Genomic DNA, 26,711 nt, shown 5'->3' on the forward strand with positions numbered 1-26,711 from the left:
CTACTCCAGGATCCGCAGCTTCTTGATCTTGTTGTAGAGGGTCTTCCTGGAGAGTCCAAGGGACTGGGCAGTTTTTCCGCGGTGGAGCTTGTTTCGTTTCAGCCCTTCGATGATCCACTCGCGCTCGGAGAACACATTTGTCCGTTTCACGGCCGATGACGCGGTCAGCAAAGGCCTTAGGACGTCAGCCGTAATGTGTGACAGTTGCAGCGTCACCAGCTGGTTGACGATTTGGCGCAACTCTCGCAGGTTTCCCGGCCAATCATGCCCGGCAAGCGCCAGGAAGGCAGAATTCTCTATTCCCAACGTCGGCGCGTTTGAATCTCCCTTCGCTTCCACCGTGAAATGCTGGACCAGTTGGGGAAGGTCTTCGAGCCTGTCCGGCAAGGCCGGCAGGGCAATGTCAAGCCCGGTAAACAGGGCAAGAAGCCGAGGACAGAGCACGGTTTGAAGGCTGGCGCTGCGAGCAATTGTCGCTGTTGCAATGATCCGTGCGTTGGACCGCACGACCGATACCCCGTTCAGGGGTGCAAAACCGCCGGTCTCGAGGTAATCAGCAAGACGCTCCTGGCCATCCCGCGGCAGTTGATCCAGATGCAGCAGCAGGACGGCAGTGCCGTTTGCAGCTTCAAGAATCGATAGTTGGCGCTTCCTGGTCTCGTCGCGCTCCGCGCCGAACAATGCACCGATGTTGCCCGCTGCCGGCCCCGCGCGGCACTGGAAGAGCGCAGCCTTTGTATGTTTGCGGTCGCTGAAGCTGTGAACGAGATTCGCTATCCTGCGTTTTCCCGAGCCCGTTTCGCCCCACACGAGCACAGGATTAGGATTGGCAGCCAGGCGTTTGGCGGTCTCGAGCACCCGCTTCATGACTGAGGATTGGGCAATGACGCCGTGCCTGAACCCGCTCAATTGGAGCTGACGCTCGAGCAGATCGACTTTCTCGCGCAAGAGATGAATCGTCTTGAACCCGGATGTGACCTCGAGGACCGACATCTCCAACGGGACCCGGTCCAGCGAAGAGCCGCCTATGAAGCCCTGGACGCCCGTTTCGCGGCAGATATCGAGGAGTTCGTCCGGCTTTGTAATGGGTCCGCCGCCGAGTAGACAGATGACGTTCTTGTCGGTGGAGTGCGCCACCCGTGTCACGGCGCTGGTCCGCGCTGCGAGCTCGGACTGGCTGATCGATGGATCAGATCCGCTTTCGACGCTGCGATTGAGATTGAAGTTGATGCAGATCGCCTCAATGCCTGCCTCGACCATGCGCCGCGCTTCGGCCTGGGAGCGGGTATAGGCAATCGTCATCAAACCGCGTTGACGGGCTTTTGTTAGAAGTTCGATTTCTCGCTCGTAGCCGAGGCCAGATTTCTCGAGCAAGGACCTTCTAAAATCGTCGATGTGGATGACGGAGGGGAAATTGGTAACCCCTGTAAAGCCCCATCGGATGATCCGGTCGAGGAAGCGATCGAGATCGAGGCGCGGATCGAAGGTGCATGCGCCGAAAAAGACCGGCAGTTTGGTGCTGGGCAGGATCTCGGTTCGGCCGAATCCGGCGACGAATTCGTTGCTATCGCGGATGGGCAGGATCGAGGCTGGCGAGGAGCCGCCCATGGCGCGAAAACGGCCAGCGTTGAGCGCAAGGACAAAATCTGCACCCGCCCGTTCGGCCGCCCTTGCGGTCATGCCCGAGCCGATGCCTGCCCCGAGCACGAATGAACGGGAATTGCGGAAGAACTGCCTGATTCCTGCGTTCTTGACCTGCTCTACCCGGTTGTGCATACCGGCCGCCCCTCCTGTGCGGCAGGCCCGAAAATTAGCTCCAATTTGCCGGTGCGTGCAACCGCTGCAGGGCCTTGCCGTTGGCCGTGAACAGGTGGCAATCGGCTGGTGAAGCCGCAAGGCGGACCTTGCCAGATCGTTTGGCTGGCTCGAGCCGTGGCGCTTTGGCGACCACGGCTTCCTTGCCCGCGTTGCCGTAGATGTAGGTGACGCTGCCAAGGTGCTCGACGAAATCGACGTCCAGCTCGAGAGCGATCTCTTTGTCTTCTGCCGGCTGCGAGAAATCATCGGGACGGATCCCGAGCGTGATCGGCTTGCCGACCAGCAATTGATCCGGCCGAACGGGGACCGAGACGGTCGAGCCCGCGTCAAGCCTGACCTCCACCCCTGTCTCGTGCGCGGCCTCGATATGACCGCCCAAAAAATTCATCTTAGGCGAGCCAATGAAGCCGGCGACGAAGCGCGACGCCGGGTAGTGATAGAGCTCGTGGGGGCTCCCCACCTGCTCGATATTGCCGTCCTTGAGCACGACGATCTTGTCAGCCATGGTCATGGCCTCGACCTGATCGTGAGTGACGTAGATCATGGTGTTTCCAAGCTGCTCGTGGAGCTTGGCGATCTGGACCCGCATCTGCACCCGCAGCTCGGTGTCGAGGTTGGACAGCGGCTCGTCAAACAGAAACACCTTGGGCTCGCGGACGATGGCCCGCCCGATCGCCACGCGCTGGCGCTGGCCGCCGGAGAGCTGCCGTGGCTTGCGATCGAGCAAATGGTCGATCTGCAATAAGGACGCGGCCTCAGCGACACGCTTCCCGATCTCCGCTTTCGTCGCTTTGGCCATCCGCAAGGGGAAAGCCAGGTTTTCCCGGACGGTCATGTGCGGATAGAGGGCGTAGCTCTGGAACACCATGCCTAGATTGCGGTCGGCCGCGTCCACGTCGTTGACGAGCTCATTGTCGATGAAAAGCCGTCCTCCGCTAATCGGCTCGAGACCGCCGATCATGCGCAGCAGGGTCGACTTGCCCGACCCTGAAGGCCCGACGAAGACGACGAATTCGCCGTGATCGATGGTGAGGTCGATATTGCGCAGGATCTGGATAGTGCCATAGGCCTTGTTGAGGCCTTCCAGGCGAACATTGGCCATCACGCTCTCCTCTGCCGTACGGTGTCTACACCAGCCTTCACGGCGATTTCTGAAAGGCTGGACACGGTAAAGTCGGCTGGCAGCAGCGCGGCGTCCTTGCGAGGTGGGACGCCTGTCGTGACGAGCACGGCAGGAAGGCCGGCGCGCTTGCCGGCCTGGATATCTGTCTGTATCTGGTCGCCGATCATCAATGTGGATTGACGTGGCGTTCCAAGCCGCGAAAGCGCGGCTTCGATCATGTGCGTCTCGGGTTTGCCGACGATCAGAGGCTGGACTTGAGTTGCGGCTGCAACTGCCGTGATCATGGCCCCTGCCCCTGGTTCGAAGCCGTCCGCAGTCGGCAAGAGAAGATCAGGGTTTGTGCCTATGAACACGGCGCCGCCCAGGATAGCCGCAGCAGCAATTCGCAGCTTGTCATGCGTAATCTGGCGGTCGAGCCCCATCACCACGACTTCAGGCTTCGCATCGGTGACTTCGAGGCCCGCCTCCTCGATCGCTTTGGCAAGGGATGGCGCGCCGATGACAAAGGCCCGTGTCAGTTTCGGGTATTGGGCGCGAATGAGCGCCGCGGCCGTGATGGCGCTCGTCACGACCTGCCTCGGGGAGATCGAAAGCCCGAAACCTCCGACCTTGCGCACAACATCTTCCGGCGTGTGGGTCGAATTGTTAGTGACGAAGCAGAAGGGAAGTTTTGCCCGCTGCCAGCTCTTGAAGGCTTCGATGGCGTCCGCGATCGCGGCGTTCCCCCGGTAGACCACGCCATCCAGATCGGAAATGACACCGGCGATCTCGGGCCATTGAAGCTGAGTGCCGGACTTAGCCATTCATCAGCATCCCGCCGTTCACGTGAACGATCTGGCCGGTCATGTAGGAGGCCGCAGGGCTTGCGAGAAACACGGCAAGGCCGGCAATGTCGTTCGGCAATCCAACCCGTCCCAATGGGATTCGGCCGCTATGGCGGGCTTCCGTCTCCTCACGCGGACGGCCATGCATGGGGGTGTCGATGATCCCCGGTGCGATTGCATTCACATTGATCTTGAGCGGCGCGCATTCATAAGCAAGGAGCTTTGTGATGTCGTGAACGATTGCCTTGGAGAGGCAATAGTCCGCCCCTCCGGCCTGATAGTTGAATACGGCGCCTTGCGAAGACAAGGAGGAACCGACATTGACGATGCGGCCGCCCTTGGTTGTCATGAAGCGCTCGATCGCGAGCTTCGAGCAGCGGAGGATTGCGACCGAGTTGATCTGGATTGTGCGTTCGATCTTGTCGGCCGCCCCGCTGAGGAGCGGCTGGGCAGATTTAACGCCGGCATTGTTGACGAGCACGTCGAGCCGGCCGAATCGTTTTCCGATCTCCTCGAGCACGCGCGCCACGTCCTCTTCGCGCGAAACGTCCATGGCCATCGGCAACACGCCATTGCCATGGGGAAGTCCTACCAATGTCTGCCTGAGGCTTTCGAGATTGGCGTCGGTGGCAACGACGTTGGCCCCTCCTGCCCGAAACGCATTCACAATGGCAGATCCGATGCCGCCCCCTGCCCCTGTCACGAGCACCGTTCTGTCTGAGACTGAGAACTGTTCGGTCATTCCAACTCCAAGATCGTTTGTGATTTGAGGAATTCATCGACCTCTGCTGCCAGCGGCATTGAGGCCTGCGCCCCGCGGCGCGTTACGCACAGGGCAGCAACGGCTAGTGCTCGTCTGACCGAATCCCTCAGAGGCAGGCCTTGAGCGAGCGAAGCGGCAAAAGCGCCATTGAAGGCGTCCCCGGCGGCCGTGGTATCGACGACTTTGACGGGAAAGGCACGCAGCGCAAACGAGTGCGCCGCGTCGGCATAGAAGGCGCCCTGCGCTCCCAGCGTGATCAGTGCGGCTTTGGGTCCGAGGTGCAGAAGCTTGGACGCCGCCACTGCGGCGCTGTCGAAATCGGTCACCTCTACCCCGGTCAGCTCGAAGGCCTCGGTCTGGTTGGGGGTCACGTAATCGACTTGTCGCCATGCCGCCGGCGAAAGCCCGGGTCTGACCGGCGCCGGATTAAAAATGAGTTCGAAGCCCTTCTCGCTTTTCATTTCAAAGAGCCGGTTGAGGGCGGAGATGGGCAAGCCCATTTCGGCAACAACGAGCGCGCCTGGCGCGATGAATGCGGCCGCGCTCTCAACCATGGCCGGCATCACATTCAGATTGGCGCCCGGATCGATCACGATCATGTTCGAACCGTCGTCTCCCACCAGGACGAGGGCCGAGCCGGAGACCTCACCGGCACAAATGGTGATGGCCTCAGCACGGACTCCGGCTTCGCGCAGTGACTGCAAGAGGGACTGGCCAGCCTCGTCCCCGCCAAGACGGGTGTAGAATAGGGGCTTCAGTCCAAGCCGTGCGGCCGCTACGGCTTGATTGGCGCCCTTCCCTCCAGGATTGCGGTTCAATTTGCCCATCAAACTTTCACCCGGCGTTGGCAGCCGCTCGACATTGAAGCAGAGGTCGAGATTGGTCGTTCCAAAGAACATCAAGGGCCTGGGATTCATTTTACTGCCCCGAAAGTGAGACCACGTTCGAGGTGGCGCTGGCCCATCACGATCAAGATCACCGGAATGATCATGGTAACGACCAGTCCTGCAGCCATGACGGGATAGAACTGCACCCCCGGATTGAGCAGCTTGAGTAGCGCGACGGTCACCGGCGCCTTGGTGGAGCTCAGGATCAAGCCGAGCGCGAAGTTGTGCCAGGCCAGCAGAAAGATCAGCAAGGAGGCGCCGATCAGGCCGGGCTTGAGAAGCGGCAGCACGATATGCAGAATGACCCTGACAGGTTTGGCCCCGTCCATCGCTGCAGCCTCCTCGATGTCCTTTGGAATATCCTCGATGTAGGAGCGGCTCAACCACACGATCATAGGCAGCGTGACGACCTGGTAGACCCAGATCATGCCGAGATAGGTGTCGTAGAGTCCGATGGTCTGGAACACGTTGAAGAGCGGGATGACGACGAGCAAGGCCGGGGCGAACCTGAAGCCAAGAATGAAGAAGGCGATGTCCTCCTTCATCGGGATGTCTCGCCTTGCCAGAACGTAACCGGCGGGCACGCCAAGGAGCATTGAGACGAAAACAGATCCGAGCGCGATGGCGACGCTATTTGTCACTGGCGTGAGGAAATCAACCTTGATGGTGCCATAGCTTGTCGCGCCGGCCTGCGCGGCGTCGAACAGCACCCGGAAATTCTCAAGCGTCGGCGAGAAGATGAACTTGGGCGGCCAGGCCATGACCTCGCCCTGCTGTTTCAACGACATCAGCAGGATCCAGATCAGCGGAAAAGCGAGAGTGAGCGCGCAGATGCCAACCAGCAGATTGAGAGCGATATTTGTCGATCCTGAGCGATTTAGGCGCATGTCGCGTCTCTTCAGCTAACGCGTTGTCGGACGTATCGCCACAACTTGACCGTGAGGAACGCTCCGGCCAGGACGATGATCCAATTGACGACCATGAGGGCCGCGCCCCGGCCGAAGGCGAGGTTCTGGAATGCGGTGATGTAGGCGCGCACGGAAAGAACGGAGGTGCTGTTGCCGGGACCGCCTTGCGTCGTTCCGAAAATGATGTCGAATTGATTGAGAGATTCGATCAGACGGAAGACCGCAGCAATCAGGATGTAGGGCGCGATCAACGGCAGCTCGATGTAGAGGAAGGTTGCCCAGCCCTTTGCACCATTGACGCGCGCGGCCTCCCTGATCTCCTCATTGATGCCCTGGAGGCCGGCGAAGATGATCAGCGTGAAAAAGGGGGTGTAAGTCCATATGTCGATCAGGACGAGGGAAATCATCGCTGTCGCGGGATCAGAAATCCATGCAAACCGGCCCATTCCTACAAGCGACAGCAGATAGTTCAGGATGCCGCTCTGCGGATCCATCATCGTCGTCCACATCAAGGCAACGCTCATGGGCGGAAGCACGAGTGGCAACAGAATGACCGGCCGCATCACGCGTGCCAGGAACACTTCGGTGGCAAAGAGCTTGGCGAGGGCAACGCCGAGCACGGCTTCCGCAAGGACCGCTGAACCAGCGTAGACAAGTGTTGCTCGGACGCTATTCCAGAAGTCGTCTGTCTTGATCAACGCGGCGTAATTGGTAAGGCCAATAAAGTGGACCAGTGGCCGGCCGAACTTGAGATCCGTCAGGGACTGAAATACGCCGTAGAAGAACAGGAACAGAAAGCCAAGAAGGATCAAGACCGCCGGCGCGATCGCGGCGATGCTCCACCAGTCAAGGCGCGGCGGGCTGGCACTCTTGGCCGCGCCGTCTTGCGCCGAAGCGAGTTGGCTCACTGAAGACTGCAGCGTCACGATTGCGTCTAATCCTGAAGAATACATTTCAACTGACATCGAAATCCAAGGGGGCGGCATGCAAGCCTACCACCCCCTTTGGGACTTCACATCGACGAACGGATCTCGGAGGCAAGGTCGGTCAGCGTTGCCTTCACATCCGCTCCATTGACCATCTTCTGCATCGCCACCGCCCAGGCATTCATTGCCTCGGCGAAGCCGACGCGGGCCGTAAAGGCGAGTTGCGCCTGGTCCTGCACAGTCTTGAACGTCTCGACGAAGTTGTTGAATTCAGGCTTTGCGGCGTATTCGAGCCAGGCCTTGTCGCTCCAGGTCGATGCGCGCGGAGAGTTGACGAGCTTGCCCGCAACGGCACCGTTCAGCTCGACCTGCTTGGAGGTCGCCCATTGGATGAAGAGCCAGGCCGCGCCCTTCTTCTGGGAGGCGGCGTTCATGGCCAGAGACCAGATCCAGATGTTGGATTCGAAGTTCTTGCCGTTCGGTGCGCGCAACGGTGGTGCAAAGGCGATCTTGCCGGAGGCGGGCTTGCCGGCGACGTCGTTCCAGAAACCGAACATGTTGGAATCGATCGCCATGGCGGTCCGCCCTGAATTGATCCCTTCGACCACCTGGTACCAATTGTCATTGGCAAAGGAGGGAGCAGCGCATTTCTTGATCATGTCGACATAGTCTTTGTGGAAGGCGATCGACTCTGGCGAATCCAGGCCCGTGTCGAGTTTGCCGTCTTTGACGACGAAATCGTGCACGCCATAGGACCTCGCAATCGAGATCGCAGCCGTGTGGATGCTGCTCCAGAACCTTACGCCGCGAACGCCGAGAGGCGTGATGGTGGGATCGGCAGCTTTGAGTTTCTCACAAGCGGCCGACATCTCCGGCGGGGTGCTCGGGACTTTGATACCGTGCTTGTCCAGCACATCCTTGCGGTAGAACAACTGGATGTTCTCGAAGCCATGGGGGATCGCCCAGACCTGCCCGCTGCCGGCCTCGATCTGGCCCTCCTTGACCTTCCATGTCAGCGCTTCGCGCAAGGCTGGGAAGAAGTCCTTGTAGTCGTAGGCTGCAGAGGTGAGCTTTGAATCGTTTAGATAGCGATCGAGCGGTTCGAGCAGTTGGCCCGGGGCAAGGTCCCAGGCGGGCTGGATGCCCGTGCCGACGACATCCCAGCTTGGCGATTTCGTGCTGAGCTGGATCGTTAGCTTATTCCAATAGGCATCATCCGGATAAAGCTCCGGCGTCACCTTGATGCCGGTGAGTTTCTCGAACTCGGGCAGTTGAGCCGCAACAGCGTCAGCATAGGGGTGAATATCGTAGGCCCAGACGATGGACGTGCCTTCGAATTGCCGCCAGTTGATGTCTTCTGCGTAGGCCTGGGTGGCAGCCAGTGCCGCCCCGGCGCACACGGTGGAGTTAATGAGAGCTTTTTTGATAAGTTGAGCCGAATGACCGCAAACAACGGCTAGCGTCCTTGGCATGATTCCCTCCGATGGGCTCTTTGGCCCGCAAACCACGCGCCCTCTCCTCTAGCAGAGGCCGTGGTAGGCGAAGGCTATGCGCCATTCTAACGGGCTAAGCGGCTTTTGACACAGAGTTTGGGTAAGGTTGGGTAAGAGCCAGAAATCGGGGTTTCTAAAATAAGATCGGCTGGCCGCGACGAGGCTACGCAATGCGAAGCGCCAGTGGACGCTTCAACAGCACTTTTGCAGGCATACGAAAACGATCTGAAAAAAGCCTCCGCCAGACATTTGGTCTAGGCAGAGTAGCCTCTCATGCTTGCAATGCTGGCCCGATGACGCTGTTCTCAGTATAAATTGCTTTCAGTCTGGCATTGCCAATTGGAGTTGCAGGATGATCGCGCAAATCGCAAGAGTCGTTTCCAGCACGGTCAGAAAACCAGCTGAGGACGGCGATACTCTCAAGATTCTTGGTATATTTTGTGGAGCAGGCCTTCTGCTCTCTCTACTCGTCGCAATGGCTTTTGCGCTCGACTTGACGCCTTTGTGATGGTTCAGCGGTTCATCACGATGAGGTCGAGCCGAGCAGTTCCCACTAAAGCGCACGGCAGAGGAATTCACCGCGACGGCCCCATCGTCCCTCCGGCATAGCGCCTAGCCGCCGCGTCCTGCGTGTTTGTTGACCCATGCCGAAGTCTAACTCGGGGACCGGCCAACCCTAGTTGCCATTCGTAGGCCCGCGATATTGGTGGCGTACTCGGCAGCGATATTGCCGCCAAACAGGGCTGAACCCGCCACCAACGTGTCGGCCCCAGCCTCCACGACGGCGGCAGCATTGTGGCACGTGATACCACCATCGACCTGAAGGCGGATCGGGCGATCGCCGATCATGGCGCGAATGCGCCTGATCTTGGGGATCTGGCACTCCAAAAACGCCTGGCCACCGAAGCCCGGATTGACGGTCATGACAAGCACCAGATCCAACCTATCGAGCACATATTCGATTGTACCCTCCGGCGTCGACGGACACAGGCTTACGCCCGCTTTCTTGCCGAGCGCGCGAATAGCCTGCAGCGAACTATCGAGATGTGGACCGGCTTCCGCATGAATCGTGATGATGTCGGCACCGGCTTTGGCAAAGCCTTCAAGATAAGCGTCGACGGGCGCTATCATGAGGTGAACGTCAAACGTCTTCGTGGTGAACGGCCTCACCGCCTTTATCACGTCCGCACCGAAACTGATGTTCGGCACGAAGTGCCCGTCCATGACATCGCAATGGATCCAGTCAGCGCCGGCTGCGTCGATCGCCGCGACCTCCTCGCCGAGACGCGCGAAATTCGCCGCCAGGATCGAGGGAGCAATGACGATATCCCTGGTCATGGACATTTGCTCCCGGTCGCCTGCTCGCTGCCAGCTCCGCCGCTGAACACGCGGCTCGCCAATACGTCGGAGGGATCGATGGTTTCGAGATCAGCGATCTCGAGCATCCGGTCGAGATCGGAGACCAGCCGATCGGCCTGGCGCAACCGGATGCGATCGACAGCGTTGCGGACCGAGCGCGCATTGGAGAAGAACGGCTGAGTCCGGCGCAGCACAATGTATCTTTCGAACGACTCGCGTGCCGCGGCCGAGAAGCGGTAGCCGCGCTCCCTCAGCATAAGCTCGGCAATGTAGAGCAGCTCCGCCTCCGAATAGTCGGGAAACTCGATGTGGTGGGCGATGCGTGATCGGAAGCCTGGATTGGAGGCAAAGAAACTGGTCATCCGTTCGCCATAACCCGCGAGAATGACGACGAGATCCTCGCGCTGGTTTTCCATGACTTGCAGCAAGATCTCGATGGCTTCCTGACCATAGTCGCGCTCGTTGTCGGGCCGGTGCAGGTAATAGGCCTCGTCGATGAACAGTACGCCGCCCATCGCCTTCTTCAGGATCTCCTTGGTCTTCGGCGCAGTGTGACCGATATACTGACCGACAAGGTCGTCGCGCGTCACCGAGATCACCTGTCCGCGCCGCACGAAGCCGAGGCCGTGCAAGATCTTCGCCATGCGCAGGGCGACGGTAGTCTTACCGGTGCCGGGATTGCCGGTGAAGGACATGTGCAGCGTCGGGGCCGAGGAGACGAGCCCGGCCCGCTGCCGGATCCGCTCAATCAACAGGAGCGAAGCGATCTGCCGCACCCGCTGCTTGACGGGCTTCAAGCCGATCAACTCTTGTTCGAGCTGGTGCAAGGTCTCCGTGATCCCCGCCGCCTCGGCCTCCTTGCGCAGGTCAAACGCAGTAGGCACCTCATTGACCTCAATGGTCGTCGTGTGCGGCACATCCAGCATCTTGGACCTCGAATAAAGAGGCTTCGCCGCCGCAAATGACGGCGAAGCAGTTGTCCGCCAGGGAGTCGGAGCGGGGAGAAAGAGTCGCTCCGAGCGGAAAGCGACTAAGAGGAAGCCGGCTGAGGTTGCCGGTGTACGGTGGTGTAACGTACCGAGCGTACGGCCATCTCCTGGCGCACCAGCTCGAACTCAGCCTCCTTCGCGGGCCGGTTGACGAGGAACGAGATGCGCACCGACTCCCAGCCATGGCTGGAATCGAATCCCGAGACGCGGATGTAGCGGTCGCCATACACCCTGCGGCATTCGGCGAGCTCCATCATCACGCCGGCAGCGTCCGCGAGATCGAACATCGGCAGACCCCACATCTCCCAATAGGTGTTGCGGGGATGCGGGTCGTCGGTGAACTCGATGTTCACCGCCCAACCCTTGCTCAGGCAATATTGCACCTGCTTGGTAATCTGCTCGTCGCTGAGATCGGGCAGGAAGGAGAAACAGCCTTGGGTCAGTTTCATCTTTGCTCTCCTTTAGACAGCGGCGAGCGCCGTCGGCACGAAGTCCGGCGTGTCGGTGGATTGATAGTTGAAAGTGACGTCTTTCCAGGTCTCCAGCGCGGCCTTCAGCGGCGTGCAGGTCGCTGCGGCCTTGGCCAGGATCTCTGGGCCTTCGTGAACGTAGTCACGTCCCTCGTTGCGAGCGAGGATCATCGCTTCCAGCGCCACCCGGTTGGCGGTCGCCCCGGCCTGGATACCCATGGGGTGGCCGATGGTCCCGCCGCCGAACTGCAGCACGACGTCCTCGCCGAGCAGGTCGAGCAGCTGGTGCATCTGGCCGGCATGGATGCCGCCGGAAGCCACTGGCATTAGCTTATTCAGGCTCGCCCAGCTCTGGTCGAAGAACACGCCGTGCTCGAGCTTCATCGGGTTGAAGTCGTCGCGGCAGATGTCGTAATAGCCGCGCGTGGTGTTGGGATCGCCCTCGAGCTTGCCGACGACCGTGCCGGCGTGGATGTGATCGACTCCGGCGAGCCGCATCCATTTGGCGATGACGCGGAACGACACGCCATGGCTCTTCTGGCGCGTATAGGTCGAGTGACCGGCGCGGTGCAGATGCAGGATCATGTCGTTGCGGCGCGCCCATTTCGCCATCGACTGGATCGCGGTGTAGCCGATCACGAGGTCGATCATGACCACGACCGAGCCGAGCTCCTTGGCGAACTCCGCACGCTCGTACATGTCCTCCATGGTCGCGGCCGTGATGTTGAGATAGGTGCCCTTCACCTCGCCCGACGCCGCCTGCGCGCGGTTGACGCCTTCCATGCAGTAGAGGAAGCGGTCGCGCCAGTGCATGAAGGGCTGCGAGTTGATGTTCTCGTCGTCCTTGGTGAAGTCGAGCCCGCCCTTCAGCGCCTCATAGACCACGCGGCCGTAATTGCGGCCCGAGAGGCCGAGCTTCGGCTTGATGGTGGCGCCGAGCAGCGGCCGGCCGAACTTGTCGAGCCGCTCGCGCTCGACCACGATGCCGGTGGCCGGCCCCTGGAACGTCTTCACATAGGCGACCGGCAGCCGCATGTCCTCGAGCCGCAGCGCCTTCAGCGCCGCGGCGCGGGCGCGATAGAGGTCCTTGTGGAACGTATCGAGCGTCGGCTGGTCGCCGGTGTAGGAGTGGATCGTGGTCATGAACCCCTTCTCGATCCCGACGGCGTCGTCCAGCACCTGAGCGAGCGGCGCGAGGCAGTTGGTCGAGCACGAGGCGTTGGAGACCACGATGTGATCGCCGGTCAGGGCGAGATGATTGACGCCGAACACGACGGTGAGATCGACCTCGCTTGCCGGCGCCGAGACCAGCACGCGCTTGGCACCGGCCTGGATATGTGCGGCGGCTTTCTCACGCGAGGTGAACAGACCGGTGCATTCCAGGGCGATATCGACACCGAGCGCACGATGCGGCAGCTGCGCCGGGTCCTTGATCGCGGTCACCTTGATCGGGCCGCCGCCGACGTCGATCGTATCGCCGTCGACCTTGACTTCGCCGGGAAAGCGGCCGTGGACCGAGTCGAAGCGCAGCAGATGCGCATTGGTCTCGACCGGACCGAGGTCGTTGATCGCGACCACCTCGATGTCGTTGCGGCGGGACTCGGCGATCGCACGCAGCACGTTGCGACCGATCCGGCCAAATCCGTTGATGGCGACACGCAAGCTCATGCTGTTCTTCCCTGGTTCCGACGTGCGACCGAGCGCCTGGCCGCTTCTGCGATGCTCTGCGGTGTGATGCCGAATTCGCGGTACAGCACGGGCGCCGGCGCCGAGGCACCGAAGCTGCGCATGCCGACGAACTCACCGTCGGCACCGATCCAGCGATGCCAGTCGCCGACAACCGCTGCCTCGACGCCGACGCGCGGCGCCGTGCCGAGCACGGTGGCGCGGTAATCGTCCGGCTGCTCCTCGAACAAGGCGAAGCAGGGCGCGGACACCACGGCCGCGCGGATGTGCTCGGTCGCGAGCAGGCGGGCTGCTTCCAGCGCAATCGAGACTTCCGAGCCGGTCGCGATCAGCGTCACGTCACGGCCGCCGTCGGGCGAGACGACGAGATAGGCGCCGCGTGCGACGCGGTTCTTGCCGCGGGCATCGCTGCGGAAAGTTGGCAGCGCCTGACGCGACAGGCACAGCACGGACGGGCGATGCTCGGAGCCGAGTGCGCAGTCCCAAGCCTCCAGCGTCTCGACCGCGTCGGCGGGACGGAACACCAGCAAGTTCGGGATCACCCGCAGCGCGGCAAGGTGTTCGACCGGCTGATGCGTCGGGCCGTCCTCACCGAGCCCGATGGAGTCGTGCGTCATCACGTGGATAACCCGCAGCCGCATCAACGCTGCGAGCCGGATCGCGGGACGGCTGTAGTCGGAGAAGGCGAGGAACGTGCCGCCATAGGGAATGAAGCCGCCATGCAGCGCGAGGCCGTTCATTGCTGCAGCCATCCCGTGCTCGCGGATACCGTAGTGGATGTAGCCACCGGCGAACGCACCGGCTTTAACGGGGGTCTGCGCCTTCGCCTGCGTCAGGTTCGAATGCGTCAGATCCGCCGAGCCGCCGACCAGTCCGGGAATGGTGCTGGCGATGCCGTCAAGCACCTGCTGCGAAGCCTGCCGCGTCGCCAGCTTCGGCCGTTCGGATGCGAAGCGCTCGCGCAACTTCGCCGCGGCGAGCACATAGGCAGCAGGCAGGGCAACCGCCCTACCTTCCACGAACAAATCGCGCTGCTCGGGCGTTGCGCGCTCATAACGATCGAGCCAGGCGAGTCGCTCGACCTGCCCGCGCTGTCCGATCATCCGCCACGCCTTGAGCACCGGGATCGGCACCACGAAAGGCTGATAATCCCAACCGAGCGCGCGGCGCGCCGCCGCGGTCTGCTCGGTGCCGAGTGGCGCACCATGCGCCTTCTCGGTGCCCTGCCGATCAGGCGCCCCATAACCAATGATGGTGCGGCACGCGATCAGCGACGGCTTGGCGGTCTCCCGCTCCTCCGCGATCGCCTGGGCCACGGCTTCTGGATCGTGTCCGTCGACACGGCGCACCGACCAGCCGGAGGCCGCGAAGCGCGCGAGATGATCATCCGATGTCGCGAGCGACGTCGGACCGTCGATGGAGATGCCGTTGTCGTCGAACAGCACGATCAAACGGCCGAGCCCGAGATGACCCGCGAGCGAGATCGCCTCCTGGCTGAGACCTTCCATCAGGCAACCGTCGCCCGCGATCACGTAGGTGAAGTGATCGACGAGGCCGTCGCCATGCCGCGCATTGGCCATGCGCTCGGCAAGCGCCATGCCGACCGCGGTCGCAATCCCCTGCCCCAGCGGACCCGTCGTGGTCTCGACTCCCGGCGTGTGGCCGTATTCGGGATGGCCCGGCGTCTTCGAGCCCCACTGCCGGAACGCCTTGATGTCATCGAGACTGAGGTCGCCGCCGGTCAGGTGCAGCAGCGCATAGAGCAGCATCGAGCCGTGGCCCGCCGACAGAACGAAGCGGTCGCGGTCCGGCCAATTGGGATGCGCCGAGTCGAATTTCAGGAAGCGCGAGAACAGCACGGTCGCGACATCGGCCATACCCATGGGCAGACCTGGATGGCCCGACTGCGCGGTCTCGATGGCATCGACCGCGAGGAAGCGGACGGCGTTGGCGAGATCGTTATGCGCGACTGCCGTGATGTCGGCTTCGGCGTGGACGGAGATATTCATCGGTGTCTCTCCTCGTTCACTTCAGGCTGCGCTTGCGCTCGATCAACTGCATGATCAGCGGCGTCAGAATCAGCTGCATGGCGAGATCGAGCTTCGCGCCGGGACAGACGATCGAATTGGCGCGCGACATCCAGCTCTGCGGCAGCATCGAGAGCAGATAGGGGAAGTCGATGCCGCGTGGATTCTTGAAGCGGATCACGACCATCGATTCGTCCGGCGTCGGGATCCAGCGCGCGATGAACGGATTGGACGTGTCGACCGTCGGCACACGCTGGAAGTTGATGTCGGTCTCGGTGAATTGCGGGCAGATGTAGTGGATATAGTCGGGCATCCGCCGCAGGATGGTGTCGGTGACCGCCTCGGTCGAATAACCGCGCGCGCTGCGGTCGCGGTGCAGCTTCTGAATCCATTCGAGGTTGATGACGGGCACGACGCCGATCTTGAGATCGGCATAGCGCGCGACATTGACCTTGTCGGTGACGACGGCGCCGTGCAGGCCCTCGTAGAACAACAGGTCGGAGTTCTCCGGCAGCTGCTTCCAGTCGGTGAAAGTACCGGGCGCCGTGCCATGCAGCGCGGATTCCTCGGCGTCGTGGACATAGTGCCGCGTCACCGCCGTACCGGTCTCGCCGTAGTCGCGGAACGCGCGCTCCAGCTCCTCGAACAGGTTGGTCTCGGGACTGAAATGGCTGAAATGCTTGTTGCCGCGCTCGGCCTCTTTCGCCATCTGCGCGCGCATCTCGGCGCGGTCGTAGCGGTGGAAGGCGTCGCCTTCGATGTAGGCGGCATTGACCTTCTCGCGGAAAAAAATCTGCTCGAAAGTCTTCTTGACCGAGGTGGTGCCGGCGCCGGAGGAGCCGGTGATGGAGATGATCGGATGCTTCCTGGACATGGGACACCTCGCTCAGAGCCGGAAGAATCCGCGCCGCGCGAACAGCGGCGCAGAGACGCTGGCGACCAGCACTGGATCGCAATGAAGCTCCTCGACGCGCCGCACCTCGTTGCTCGAGCCCATGATCAGGGGCACGCGCTGATGCAGGCTCTGCGCGGAGAGGTCGAGGATGCGCTCGCGTCCCGTGGAGGCGGAGCCGCCGGCCTGCTCGATGATCATGGCCATCGGATGCGCCTCGTAAGTCAGGCGCAGGCGGCCCTCGCCGTAGCCGGGGCGCGCGTCCGAAGGGTAGAGGAAGACGCCGCCGCGGGTGAGGATTCGGTAGGCCTCGGCAACCAGCGAGCCGACCCACCGCATGTTGAAATCATGGTTGGCGGGGCCTTCGACGCCTGCGAGGCATTCGTCGATGAAGGCGCGCACCGGCGGATCCCAGTGCCGACGGTTCGAGGCGTTGATCGCGAACTCCTCGCAGGCCTCGGAGATCTGCACGCCGCTGCGGGCGAGACGGAAGCAGCCGGCCTTGTGATCGAGCGTGAAGATGTCGACGCCTTCGCCGAGCGTCAACACCAGCGAGGTCTGCGGCCCGTAGGTGACGAAGCCCGCCGCAAGCTGCACTGATCCGCGCTGGTGAAAGGCGAGCGAGAGGTCGTCGGGTGCCGGCAGGATCGAGAAGATCGTCCCCACCGTCATGTTGATGTCGATGTTGGAGGATCCGTCGAGCGGATCGATCGCGATGCAGACGCGGCCCTCGCGGTCGCCGATCTGGGGTTCGCGCATCTCCTCCGACGCCAGCGCCGCGATCGGCAGCTTGCTGAGGCAGCGGCGCAGGATCGCATCGGCCTGGACATCGAGGTCGCGCTGGATGTCGCCGTCGCTGTTGCGCTCCGTGGTCAGGCCAGAGGCGTCAGCGAGATCACCTGACGCGATGAGGTCGGCGATTTCGATGGCCGCCGCCGCGATGGCATCGACTGCGGCCGCCACGGCCAGCGCATGCGGCGCGGTCTCGGAATACCGTTGAAGGTGATCGTCCAGCCTGAGTTGCCCAGTCATCTGCGTCCATCCCCTTGGCCGGCGCCGCAGCCATGCCCTCCCCTCTGAAGGTCGGTCGCGGTCAGTCCCAGCACCAGGAGATTGACAGGGACAGATTAATAAGGAAAATTTCTATTCGTAATGAGCACCAAAGAATTTTCTTATAATTGACCCGGACAGGCGGCTGCACAGCTCCGGCATCTGACGATCAGGCAGCTGCGCTCGCTCGCGGCGCTGTCGGCCAAGGGCAGCGTGACGGCGGCCTCCGGCCATCTTGGGCTGACCCAGCCGGCCGTGACCCAGCAGCTGCGGCAACTTCAGGACCTCGCCGGCCTGCCCTTGGTGCAGCGGACCGGCGACGGCATGCAGCTGACCGCGGCGGGCAAGGAAGTGTTGGCGCTGGCCGAGCGGGTCGAGGCCGCGATCGCGGACTGCCAGGGCGCGCTCGACCTGCTCGCCGGACGGAGCGGCGGCGCGGTGCATCTCGGTGCGGTCTCGACCGCTAAATATTTCGTGCCGCATGCGATCGCGGCGTTCTCCAAGCGCTACCCCAAGATCGAGATCAAGCTGACGATTGGCAATCGCGATGAGATCCGCGCAGCCATGCACGGTTATGATCTCGACTTCGCGGTGATGGGCCGGCCACCCGCCGACGTCCACGTCGACGTGCGCCAGCTCGGCCGCAATCCGCACATCATCGTCGCCCGCAGGGGACATTGGCTGGAAAAGGACCGAGGACTCAGTCTGACCGACCTTGTGCACGAGACCTTTCTCACTCGCGAGCCGGGCTCGGGCACGCGAACACTAATGGAGGGCATGTTCCAGAAATCGGATCTCGAGCCAATCATCGGCATGGAGATGAGCAGCAACGAGACCATCAAGCAGGCTGTTATCGCCGGGCTCGGCATCGCCTTCATCTCGGCGCACACCGTCGCGCACGAGCTCGGCGAGGGCCGCCTCGTCGTGCTCGACGTCGCGGGCCTACCAATCGTGCGGCAATGGTACGTGATCCGCCGCAGTGACAAGGTCCTGCTGCCGCCGGCGCAGGCTATGTTCGATTTTCTTGGCTCTGAAGGGTCGAATTATTTGCCGTACCTACCTGAACTCGGCGGGCGCTAAAGCAAGATCCGGAAAAGTGTGAAGCGGTTTTCCCAAAACTCATGCTCAAACAAAGAGCTAAAGCGCCATGACGATTCAACCCATCGCGCTTTTTTCTCGACTTCTTCCAATGTTTTATTGCACGTCGACCAGGCATTGACCCACCGCGTCCAGGAGCCGACGCCGTTTCAACCACCAAGTCTGTCCGGGCCGGTTCTTGGAGGTGTGCCCCGGTGCACCGGTTACGGCAACGGCGTGAACTTAAGTTGGCCGAGCGGCACGACTTTGTCGGTGCGGGTCATCTTGAACTCGGTGTTCGGGCCGAGCCACTTGTCCCAGAGCTGGTTGATCTCACCTGCCTGGTCGAGTGCGAGCAGTGTCTCGTTGATCTTGGCGAGCAGCGCCGGCTCGTCCTTCTTCATGCCGATGCCGATCGGTTGCAAGACCATGGGCTCATCGATCATCTTCAGCGGTTGGCCAGCGGACTTCGATTCGTTGACGAGCTTGGTGATGGTCATGGTATTGGCCACCATTCCGACCGCCTTGTTCTGCTGGACGGCCATGAAAGCCGAGCCGGTGTCGACGAAAGTGAGGGGATCCGACTCATTCAGCTTGATCGCGAGCTCGGAGGTCGAGCCCTTGGTCGAAGCCAGACGTTTACCTTTGAAGTCGGCCTTCTTGGTTCCTGGATCCGAAGCCTTCACCGCCAACATCTCCTTGGCGAGATAATAGGGGTCGGAGAACTGGATCTGCTCGGCGCGGCCCAGCGTATAGGCGAGATTGGCGACTGTGATGTCGACGCGGCCGAGCTTGACCTCGGGCACCCGCGCCTCGACCGAGAGCGGGCTGATCTTCGCCTCGACGCCCCAGCGCTTGGCAATGGCTCTGCAGAGGTCGACATCAAAGCCAACCATCTCCCGCGTTTTCGGATCGGGCGCGGCAAACGGGGGTACGTCGGCGAAGGTGCCGCAGCGCAGCTCTTTGCGCTGCATGATATCGGCCAGCTGATCAGCCATGGCCACGCTGGCAAAGCAACTCAGGCCCGTGGCAACGATGGCGGCGCGGAGCACGCATTTTCCAGTCTTAGTCCCGATCCCGATCGACATTTCGAACTCCCTGTTTTGCAATGATGGCAGGCGTTGTCATCGTGCCCGCAGATCCGACAAAAAGCGCTGCGCACGCGGATGCTGCGGCGAGCCGAAGAACGCGCTCGGCGACGCCGATTCCAGCAGGCGCCCGGCATCCATGAACCAGACACGATCAGCGACATCGCGTGCGAAATTCATCTCATGGGTGACGCACATCATGGTCATGCCATCGCGAGCAAGTCCCCGCATCACCGCCAGAACTTCGCCGACCATCTCCGGGTCGAGCGCGCTGGTCGGCTCATCGAACAGCATCGCCGGCGGCTCCATGGCCAGCGCTCGCGCGATCGCGACACGCTGCTGCTGGCCGCCGGACAGCTGCGCCGGATAGTTCTGCGCCTTGCTGGAAAGGCCTACCCGGTCGAGCAACTGAAGCGCGATCTCCCTTGCCTTGCTCCGTTTGATGCCGTTCACCTTCACAGGCGACAGCATCACATTGTCCAGCACGCTGAGGTGTGGAAACAGATTGAAACTCTGGAAAACGAAGCCGATACGGCTGCGCAGGTGGTTCATTGCCAAGCTGCTAATCTTCGCATGAACATTCTGTCCGTCGAAGCGCAGCACTCCGGATTGGATCTCCTCAAGCCGGTTGACGGTGCGGATGAGCGTCGACTTGCCAGAGCCCGAGGGGCCACATACCACGACCACCTCGCCCTTTTTCACCTCCGCGTTGATGTCGACGAGGGCGGGCAGCGAACCGTAGAACTTGTTGATGCCAATGAATTCAATCATCGGAGTTGCCGTACTGTTCGAGGCCTGGTTTGACATGATCATGTCCTCGATGCGGCTGCCAAAGCCGGCGCTGCAGCACCATCCATCGACCTGGCGCGCCGAACGGCAATCCGACGTTCGAGCGTGCTGGCCAGCTTAGTGAGAGTCCAGCAGACGACGAAATAGATGATGGCGAGTATGAAGTAGACTTCGAACGGCTTGGTCAGAAGCCGGTTGTTGATCTGTCCCGCCGCGAAGGTCAGCTCTGGCACGTTGATGATGTAGCCCAACGTCGTCTCTTTGATGGTGGAGACGAACTGGCTGATGATGCTCGGGATCATGTTGAACAGCGCCTGCGGCAGGATCACGTAGCGCATCGCGCCGAGGTGGCTGTGGCCGAGCGCCCGCGCCGCGTCCATCTGCCCTCGCGGCAATGCCGTGATTCCGGCTCGCACGATCTCACTGAGAAAGGCCCCCTCGTAGATGACCAAGGTGGCGAGCATGGTCACGAAGCCGGGAACGCTCTCGCCGATCAGGAGCGGCAGCAGGAAATAGACCCAGAGGATGATCAGCAGCAGCGGAACGCCGCGCACGACATAGACCAGCGCCGTCGCCGGCCAGCGCAGCACGGGCCAAGGCGATAGACGCGCGAGCGCCATCGCCACGCTGAGCGGGAATGCCAGCGCAATTCCAAGAATCGACAGGATCAGGGTCGCGGCGATCCCGCCGAGCGGGCCGTTCGGAAACTGGCCGACCAGCAGCAGCAGCCAGTTGTCGCTGACGATGCCTATCATGTTGAACAGGAGCGTCATGTCAGAGCGCTCCCGCCATGCGGCTGCGCCGCTCGAAATAATAGCCAAGCCACATCAGGAGCAGCGAGCACACGAGGTAGAAGACGGTCGCGATCAGGTAGGTCTCGAAAGCGCGGAAGCTCTGGTTTTCGACCTCCTTCACCGCATGCGTGAGCTCGGTGACGCCGATCGCCATGGCAAGACTGCTGTTCTTGAACAGCGACACCGTGTGGTTCACCAGCGCCGGCATCGCATTTCGGACCGCCTGCGGCAGCAGGATGTAAGTCATCGCGCCGAGATAGCTGTGACCCAGCGCGCGAGCGGCCTCCCACTGGCCCTTGGGCACGGCGCGCAAGCCCGACCGATGGTCTTCGCTGAAATATGCGGCCTGACACAGTCCGAGCGCGATCACCGCGAAGATTGCCTCGCCGTTCTGATCGGACAGCCAGACCTGGAGCCGCTCGGGCAGCAGGCTGGAGACACCGAAATACCAGAGCATCAGCTGCACCAGTGTCGGCACGTTGCGGTGATAGGCAACGTAGGCCTCGACCAGGGCGTCGGCGATCCGGCCCGGCAGCATTCGAATTGCAAGGAGGGTGATACCGAGGCTCATGGCGAGCAGCCAGGAGCCTGCGAAGATGATGAAGGTCATCTTCACCCCGTGGACGAGCATGCGGCTGAACTCGGGGTTCAGCAGGATCGCCATGAGGTCGAAGCCCTTCATCGCACCCTCCGCTCTAGGTGACGGCTGGAGGGCTGGCGGGGTGCTCGGGACGGACCGTCGACAGTCCGCCCGGCACCTGCAGGGTCGGTGTGATCTCGATATGGCCGATGTTTACCGCCACTGGCGCGGCAATGGCGAAAGCGATCGTGTCGGCGATGTCCTCCGGTTTGGGCAGCTCGAATCCGTCGATGAAGGCAGCGCGGGTCGCGGCGGAGTCGCCGTGGACGTGAGCGAAGATATCGGTCTCGACCCGCCCCGGGCAGATCTCGGTGATGCGAACACGCTTGCCGAAGGCATCGATCCGGAGCTGACGGGACAGCATGCTGACCGCCGCCTTGGTGGCGTGGTAGGTCGAGTTGCCGCCGAAATTATAGGCGCCGGCGATTGAAGTGATGTTCACGACGTGACCGCGGTCGCGCGCCACCATGCCGGGCACGACGAGGCGGCACAGATGCAGGACGGCCCCCAGATTCACGCCGAGCAGTAGCTCGATATCCTCGGCATCCGCCTGCAGGAATTTCTTGGGCCGGTCGACGCCGGCGCAGTTGACGAGAACGTCGAATTCGACGCTGCCGGCGAGCTTGGTAAGCGCAGGCAGATCGCGAACGTCGACGGCATGGGGAATGCAGCCGGTGCGATCTGCCAGCGCCTTCAGTGGATCGGCGCTACGCGCCAACGCGTGCACCTGCAGTCCCTCGCGCGCCAGGCGCTCGACGACGGCGAGGCCGATGCCTGACGAGGCGCCGGTGACGAGAGCCGTCCTGTAGTCGGAAAATGGCATCTGAGTCCTCGCTGTTCTCCAGAGGCTACCGACGGAGCAGTTCCGCCGCCAAGATGGAATCACTTTGGCGGGATAAGGGGCGCTTATGATGGGCCACGCCCGGGGCCGCCGGCGATCAGGTGCGACACCGGCGCGATCTCGCCACCGGCGGTCTCGATCGCCGCACGGATCGTCCGGGCGAACTCGACCGCGCCCGGGGTGTCGCCATGCAGCAGGATCGATGTGGCCTGCATCGGCAGCGCCCGGCCGGTCGCGGTGATGACGACGCCGTCGCAGAGCAGGCGCTGCACCCGTTCGAGCACGAGCGCCGGGTCGTGAATGACCGCGCCGGCCGTGCCCCGTGGCACGAGCAGTCCGTCATCGTCGTAGGCGCGATCCGCGAGGAAAGTGGTGGCGACGCGCAGGCCGCAGGCCGCCGCCGCCCCCTCGATGGCGCGGCTGGTCGACGATACGATGAGGAGCTCTCGATCGAAGGCGGCGACAGCGCGGACCAGCGGTTCGGCGAGTTTGGCGTTGGCGGCCACCATGTTGCCCAAGGCGCCGTGGAAACTCATGTGGGTCATGCGGTAACCGGCTGCGCGGACGATCCCTGCAAGCGCGCCGAGCTGATAGGTGACCATCGCCGCGAGCTCGGTAGGATCGATGTGCATCGCCCGGCGGCCGAAGCCCTGGCGATCCGGGAAGCCGACATGGGCGCCGACATCGACACCCCGCGCCTTTGCCGATTCCACGGTGCGCTGCATGATCAGCGGGTCGCCCGCGTGAAAGCCGCAGGCGATGTTGGCCGACGAGACGAGGCCGAGCAGAGCGTCGTCGTCGCCCATGGACCAGGGACCGTAGCCCTCGCCCAGATCCGCATTGAGATCGATCTTCATTCGGCGTCACTCCCGTGCGGCTGCAATCCGATCAGCGGCGCGCCGTATCCCACCGTCGCGCCATGCTCGGCGAACGTCTCGACCACCATGCCGTCCTCCGGGGCCGGGACCGGAAGCAAGAGCGGTCCGATCTGGAGAAAGGCGAGCGGCGTGCCGGCCGCAACTTCGTCGCCGACGGCGACCGATGGTTGCGAGCGCAATGGATGGCGGTCGAGGTAGAGACCCGGCACCGGTGCCCGAATGATCTGCGTGGGGGAAGAAGACAGCGCCGCCGTCGCAGCCTCGATCATTTCGACTTCGACTCGGGCGCCGTCATGCCGCAGGCGCAGCACCCCGGCTGGGCCTTTCAGCTCGAGCAGGCCGATGTCGGTCGCCGCGAGGAAGGCGCAGAGCTGGTCGACATGGTCGAGCGGGTTGGTCATCGCACCGCTCCCTGGTTGCAGTAGAGCTCGACCAATCGGCGGGCGTTGCTCAGCCAGCGCCGGGTCGCCGCCGACGCGTCCAGCGCCTCGTCCCAGCTGCACAGCACGAAACGAATCCGGCTGCCGATGGGAGCCTGGCCGAGGCGCCAGAGGTCGGCGTCGATGACGGTGCCGATCTTGGGATAGCCGCCCGATGGCTGCGCATCGCGCATCTGGATGATCGGCTGGCCGCCGTGGGGGACCTGGATCACGCCTGGGACAATGCCGTGGGAGCGCAGCTCCATGGGTCGCTGCGGCCTGAGTTCGGGGCCGGCGAGACGATAGCCGTAGCGGTCGCTCTGTGACGTAATCTTCCAAGGCTCGGACCATAGCGCCTCGTGGGAAGACGGCGTGAAGCTATCGTATTCGGCAGCCGGCAGCACCCGCACGGCGGTCAACCCGTCCACCTCCAATGGCAAGGCGAGGCCGGGCGGCGTGATGCCGAAGCCTGTCTTGGCGCGACCGGGGGGCTCGGCAATTGGCAACCGATCGCCGTCGCGCAGCGGACGGCCCTCTAACCCGCCGAAGGCGCCGCGCAGCTGGGTACTGCGTGAGCCGAGCACCGAGGGAACATCGATCCCGCCCGCGATGCACAGGTAGACGCGGCTGGCGCGCCAGGTCGCAGTTGAGGGAACGGCGAGCGAGAGGACCTGGCCGGCATCGGCGCGGTGCGCCCACCATGGTAGCACTGGCGCCTCGTCGAGCCGCGGCGCGCAATCCGCGCCGGTCACGGCGAACACCGTCGAATGGGTGAAGCGGACGCGGAACGGGAACAGCGGTATCTCGAGGGCTGCCGCATTCTCCTCGTTGCGCAGCAGGATGTTTCCAGCGGCGAGCGCCAACGGGTCCATCGCACCCGATGTCCCGACGCCGAGGTTGAGCGCGCCGGTGCGGCCGAGATCTTGCACCGTGGCGAGCGCGCCGGCCGACAGCACCTCGATCATCGCAGCACCCGGATGGTTTTGAAGCGGATGCAGTCACCGGGCTGCAGCAGCGCTGGCGGCGTGCGCTCGACATCGAAGAATGCGACCTCGGTGCTGCCGATCGTATTCCAGCCGCTCGGCCCATCGGAGGCAGAGACGCCGGTCTGACTGCCGCCGATGGAGACGGCGCCGCGTGGGATGCGCAGCACCGGCACCTTGCGCCGCGGCGTCGCGATGCGCTGGTCCATGCCACCGAGATAGCAGTACCCGGGATGGCTGCCGAGGGCGTAGACGGTGTAAGTCGGTGCGCTGTGGATCGCGACGATATCGTCGACGCTCAATCCGGTGTGGGCCACGACATCGGCCATGTGCGGGCCGCCGTCGCCGCCATAGACCACCGGCAGATCAAGGCAGCGCCCGGCGACAGGAAGCGGCTCGAGGGCGTGCCACAGCTCGATCAGTCTGTGCTCGATTTGTCCCCGGTGCCGCGGCGGCTCGGCGAAAGCGATCATGAGGTTGTTCATGCCCGGCACGGCCTCCCGAACGCCGGGCAGACGGCCCGCCTCCAGCGCCAGGGCCCAGATGCGGCACTGCGTCGTCAGCGAGGTCTCGCCCGGAGCTTCGAACAGCAGCGCGGTCGTTCCCAGCAGGCTGAGTTGTGGCAGGTCCGTCGTCATGCCTTGCCGCTCCCGCACAACTGCTGCTCGAGATGGTGAATGCTGACGCCGCCCCTGATGAACGCGGCATCCCTGACGAGCCGCCGGTGCAGCGGCAGGTTGGTCGCGATTCCTTCCACGCGCATTTCGTCGAGGGCGATGCGCAGCCGGTCCAGGGCCTCGGCGCGATTCGCGCCGTGCACGACGAGCTTGCCGATCAGCGAGTCGTAATATGGCGGCACGCGATATCCGCTGCTGGCATGGCTATCGATGCGCACGCCGGGGCCGCCGGGGAGCTCCCAGGCGGTGATCACACCGGGGGACGGCACGAACGTGTCGGGATCTTCGGCGTTGATCCGGCATTCGAAGGCATGACCGCGGCAGACGATGTCGGCTTGCGCGAACGGCAGCGCCTCGCCCTGAGCCACACGAATCTGCGCCTCGACGATATCGATCCCAGCGGTCATCTCGGTGACGGGGTGTTCGACCTGCAGGCGCGTATTCATCTCGATGAAGTAGAACGCGTCATCCTCGACGAGGAACTCGAACGTGCCGACGCCGCGGTATTCGAGCTGCCGGCAGGCCTCCGCGCAGCGCTCGCCGATCTGCGCCAGCACGTCCTGGTCCAGTCCCGGTGCCGGCGCCTCCTCCAGCACCTTCTGGTGCCGTCGCTGCAGCGAGCAATCGCGGCTGCCGAGCCAGACGGCATTGCCATGGGTATCGGCAATCACCTGGATCTCGACATGTCGCGGCCGGCGCAGGAATTTCTCGATGTAGATCGCGCTGTTGGCGAAGCCGCGCCGCGCCTCTTCCCGCGTCACGGCGATCGCATCGATGAGGCCAGCCTCGCTCTCCACCATGCGCATGCCGCGTCCACCGCCGCCGCCCGCCGCTTTCAGGATCACGGGGTAGCCGATCTGCCGCGCGGTTGCGCGCGCGAGATCGAGGTCGTCGCCGAGCGCCGCATCCGGACCGGGTACGCAGGGAACGCCGGCGGCGCGCATCGCCCGCTTGGCCGCGACCTTGTCGCCCATGACGCGCATCACCGCGGCCGTCGGGCCGATGAAGGTCAGGCCGGCAGCTTCGACCTGCTCGGCGAAGCCAGGGTTCTCGGACAGGAACCCGTAGCCCGGATGGATCGCCTCCGCTCCGCTGACCTCGGCGGCGAACAGCAACGCCGTCTGGTTGAGATAGCTCTGCGCTGCCGCGGCCGGCCCGATGCAGATGGCCTCGTCGGCATGATGCACGTAGGGCGCATCGCGATCGGCCTCCGAATGGACGACGATGGTGCGCAGCCCGAGCCGCCGGCAACCACGCTGGATGCGCAGCGCGATCTCGCCCCGGTTGGCTATGAGGACCGAGCCGAACAT

26 protein-coding genes and 2 pseudogenes are annotated in these 26,711 nt (G+C 63.0%); 2 read left to right on the plus strand and 26 right to left on the minus strand.

Annotated elements, in window-relative coordinates; genetic code table 11:
- From XH90_RS38600 to XH90_RS38635, 8 genes are read right to left on the minus strand one after another with little or no spacing between them, the layout of a single operon-like run.
- A complete protein-coding gene (locus XH90_RS38600) occupies positions 1 to 1,776 on the minus strand; it encodes a phosphoenolpyruvate hydrolase family protein (protein ID WP_128929487.1) in 1,776 nt (591 codons plus the stop codon).
- A gap of 34 nt (positions 1,777 to 1,810) precedes the next feature.
- The gene (locus tag XH90_RS38605; RefSeq protein ID WP_128929486.1) at positions 1,811 to 2,920 is read right to left on the minus strand and encodes an ABC transporter ATP-binding protein; all 1,110 of its coding nucleotides are present in this window, start codon (positions 2,918 to 2,920) and stop codon (positions 1,811 to 1,813) included.
- A complete protein-coding gene (locus XH90_RS38610) occupies positions 2,920 to 3,744 on the minus strand; it encodes an HAD-IIA family hydrolase (RefSeq protein ID WP_128955161.1) in 825 nt (274 codons plus the stop codon). The genes XH90_RS38605 and XH90_RS38610 overlap by 1 nt, the downstream gene beginning before the upstream one ends.
- The gene (locus XH90_RS38615; protein WP_128929484.1) at positions 3,737 to 4,507 is read right to left on the minus strand and encodes an SDR family NAD(P)-dependent oxidoreductase; all 771 of its coding nucleotides are present in this window, start codon (positions 4,505 to 4,507) and stop codon (positions 3,737 to 3,739) included. The genes XH90_RS38610 and XH90_RS38615 overlap by 8 nt, the downstream gene beginning before the upstream one ends.
- On the minus strand, positions 4,504 to 5,445 hold the full coding sequence (locus XH90_RS38620; protein WP_128929483.1) for a ribokinase: 942 nt from the start codon (positions 5,443 to 5,445) through the stop codon (positions 4,504 to 4,506). The genes XH90_RS38615 and XH90_RS38620 overlap by 4 nt, the downstream gene beginning before the upstream one ends.
- Positions 5,442 to 6,302 carry a carbohydrate ABC transporter permease gene (locus tag XH90_RS38625; RefSeq protein ID WP_128929482.1) on the minus strand — a complete coding sequence of 287 codons (861 nt, stop codon included), beginning with the start codon at positions 6,300 to 6,302 and terminating at the stop codon, positions 5,442 to 5,444. Before XH90_RS38625 ends, XH90_RS38620 begins: the two co-directional genes overlap by 4 nt.
- Before the next feature lie 11 nt (positions 6,303 to 6,313).
- The gene (locus XH90_RS38630; RefSeq protein WP_245478029.1) at positions 6,314 to 7,288 is read right to left on the minus strand and encodes a carbohydrate ABC transporter permease; all 975 of its coding nucleotides are present in this window, start codon (positions 7,286 to 7,288) and stop codon (positions 6,314 to 6,316) included.
- 47 nt (positions 7,289 to 7,335) lie between these two features.
- Positions 7,336 to 8,649: a sugar ABC transporter substrate-binding protein gene (locus XH90_RS38635; protein ID WP_246755941.1), complete on the minus strand. Its 1,314-nt coding sequence runs from the start codon at positions 8,647 to 8,649 to the stop codon at positions 7,336 to 7,338.
- A gap of 445 nt (positions 8,650 to 9,094) precedes the next feature.
- Here XH90_RS38635 and XH90_RS38640 point away from each other — a divergent pair, with 445 nt between their 5' ends.
- Complete coding sequence (locus XH90_RS38640) at positions 9,095 to 9,250, plus strand: hypothetical protein (RefSeq protein WP_164933596.1); 156 nt, start codon at positions 9,095 to 9,097, stop codon at positions 9,248 to 9,250.
- Positions 9,251 to 9,396: 146 nt separating this feature from the next.
- Here the strand turns inward: XH90_RS38640 and rpe are convergent, their stop codons facing one another.
- The 8 genes and pseudogenes from rpe to XH90_RS38675 form a co-directional block, all read right to left on the minus strand.
- On the minus strand, positions 9,397 to 10,080 hold the full coding sequence (gene rpe / locus XH90_RS38645; protein WP_128929480.1) for a ribulose-phosphate 3-epimerase: 684 nt from the start codon (positions 10,078 to 10,080) through the stop codon (positions 9,397 to 9,399).
- Positions 10,077 to 11,027, minus strand: a complete 951-nt coding sequence (gene cbbX, locus XH90_RS38650) for a CbbX protein (protein ID WP_128955160.1) — start codon at positions 11,025 to 11,027, stop codon at positions 10,077 to 10,079. Before cbbX ends, rpe begins: the two co-directional genes overlap by 4 nt.
- 104 nt (positions 11,028 to 11,131) lie before the next feature.
- Positions 11,132 to 11,539, minus strand: coding sequence for a ribulose bisphosphate carboxylase small subunit (locus XH90_RS38655; RefSeq protein ID WP_128929478.1), 408 nt, complete (start codon positions 11,537 to 11,539; stop codon positions 11,132 to 11,134).
- 12 nt (positions 11,540 to 11,551) lie between these two features.
- Positions 11,552 to 12,619, minus strand: a pseudogene (locus tag XH90_RS39550) (ribulose-bisphosphate carboxylase large subunit); the annotation flags it as partial.
- Positions 12,620 to 12,676: 57 nt separating this feature from the next.
- A pseudogene (locus XH90_RS39555) lies at positions 12,677 to 13,228 on the minus strand (type I glyceraldehyde-3-phosphate dehydrogenase); the annotation flags it as partial.
- Positions 13,225 to 15,255 carry a transketolase gene (tkt, locus tag XH90_RS38665; RefSeq protein ID WP_128955158.1) on the minus strand — a complete coding sequence of 677 codons (2,031 nt, stop codon included), beginning with the start codon at positions 15,253 to 15,255 and terminating at the stop codon, positions 13,225 to 13,227. The gene tkt and the pseudogene XH90_RS39555, both read right to left, overlap by 4 nt.
- Before the next feature lie 16 nt (positions 15,256 to 15,271).
- Entirely contained in the window at positions 15,272 to 16,147 is an 876-nt protein-coding gene (locus XH90_RS38670; RefSeq protein ID WP_100233973.1) for a phosphoribulokinase, read from the minus strand.
- Between the two features lie 12 nt (positions 16,148 to 16,159).
- Positions 16,160 to 17,197, minus strand: coding sequence for a class 1 fructose-bisphosphatase (locus XH90_RS38675; RefSeq protein WP_128955157.1), 1,038 nt, complete (start codon positions 17,195 to 17,197; stop codon positions 16,160 to 16,162).
- A 180-nt stretch (positions 17,198 to 17,377) separates the two neighbouring features.
- On the opposite strand from XH90_RS38675, the gene XH90_RS38680 reads away from it, so the two are divergent.
- Positions 17,378 to 18,295, plus strand: a complete 918-nt coding sequence (locus tag XH90_RS38680; RefSeq protein WP_232995648.1) for a LysR family transcriptional regulator — start codon at positions 17,378 to 17,380, stop codon at positions 18,293 to 18,295.
- 221 nt (positions 18,296 to 18,516) lie between these two features.
- Here the strand turns inward: XH90_RS38680 and XH90_RS38685 are convergent, their stop codons facing one another.
- From XH90_RS38685 to accC, 10 genes are all read right to left on the minus strand, one after another.
- Positions 18,517 to 19,290 carry an ABC transporter substrate-binding protein gene (locus XH90_RS38685; RefSeq protein ID WP_232995647.1) on the minus strand — a complete coding sequence of 258 codons (774 nt, stop codon included), beginning with the start codon at positions 19,288 to 19,290 and terminating at the stop codon, positions 18,517 to 18,519.
- A 126-nt stretch (positions 19,291 to 19,416) separates the two neighbouring features.
- Entirely contained in the window at positions 19,417 to 20,151 is a 735-nt protein-coding gene (locus XH90_RS38690; protein WP_128930135.1) for an amino acid ABC transporter ATP-binding protein, read from the minus strand.
- 38 nt (positions 20,152 to 20,189) lie between these two features.
- Positions 20,190 to 20,942: an amino acid ABC transporter permease gene (locus tag XH90_RS38695; protein WP_128930134.1), complete on the minus strand. Its 753-nt coding sequence runs from the start codon at positions 20,940 to 20,942 to the stop codon at positions 20,190 to 20,192.
- Between the two features lies 1 nt (position 20,943).
- On the minus strand, positions 20,944 to 21,645 hold the full coding sequence (locus XH90_RS38700; protein ID WP_128930133.1) for an amino acid ABC transporter permease: 702 nt from the start codon (positions 21,643 to 21,645) through the stop codon (positions 20,944 to 20,946).
- A 13-nt stretch (positions 21,646 to 21,658) separates the two neighbouring features.
- The gene (locus XH90_RS38705; RefSeq protein ID WP_128930132.1) at positions 21,659 to 22,426 is read right to left on the minus strand and encodes an SDR family oxidoreductase; all 768 of its coding nucleotides are present in this window, start codon (positions 22,424 to 22,426) and stop codon (positions 21,659 to 21,661) included.
- Between the two features lie 83 nt (positions 22,427 to 22,509).
- Positions 22,510 to 23,301, minus strand: coding sequence for a LamB/YcsF family protein (locus XH90_RS38710; protein ID WP_128930131.1), 792 nt, complete (start codon positions 23,299 to 23,301; stop codon positions 22,510 to 22,512).
- The gene (locus tag XH90_RS38715) at positions 23,298 to 23,723 is read right to left on the minus strand and encodes a biotin/lipoyl-containing protein (RefSeq protein WP_128930130.1); all 426 of its coding nucleotides are present in this window, start codon (positions 23,721 to 23,723) and stop codon (positions 23,298 to 23,300) included. The genes XH90_RS38710 and XH90_RS38715 overlap by 4 nt, the downstream gene beginning before the upstream one ends.
- The gene (locus tag XH90_RS38720) at positions 23,720 to 24,706 is read right to left on the minus strand and encodes a biotin-dependent carboxyltransferase family protein (protein WP_128930129.1); all 987 of its coding nucleotides are present in this window, start codon (positions 24,704 to 24,706) and stop codon (positions 23,720 to 23,722) included. The genes XH90_RS38715 and XH90_RS38720 overlap by 4 nt, the downstream gene beginning before the upstream one ends.
- Complete coding sequence (gene pxpB, locus XH90_RS38725; RefSeq protein WP_128930128.1) at positions 24,703 to 25,362, minus strand: 5-oxoprolinase subunit PxpB; 660 nt, start codon at positions 25,360 to 25,362, stop codon at positions 24,703 to 24,705. Before pxpB ends, XH90_RS38720 begins: the two co-directional genes overlap by 4 nt.
- On the minus strand, positions 25,359 to 26,711 hold the full coding sequence (gene accC, locus XH90_RS38730) for an acetyl-CoA carboxylase biotin carboxylase subunit (RefSeq protein ID WP_128930127.1): 1,353 nt from the start codon (positions 26,709 to 26,711) through the stop codon (positions 25,359 to 25,361). Before accC ends, pxpB begins: the two co-directional genes overlap by 4 nt.

Origin of the sequence: Bradyrhizobium sp. CCBAU 53338 (assembly GCF_015291665.1) — a bacterium.
In the GTDB taxonomy this organism is placed as follows: domain Bacteria; phylum Pseudomonadota; class Alphaproteobacteria; order Rhizobiales; family Xanthobacteraceae; genus Bradyrhizobium.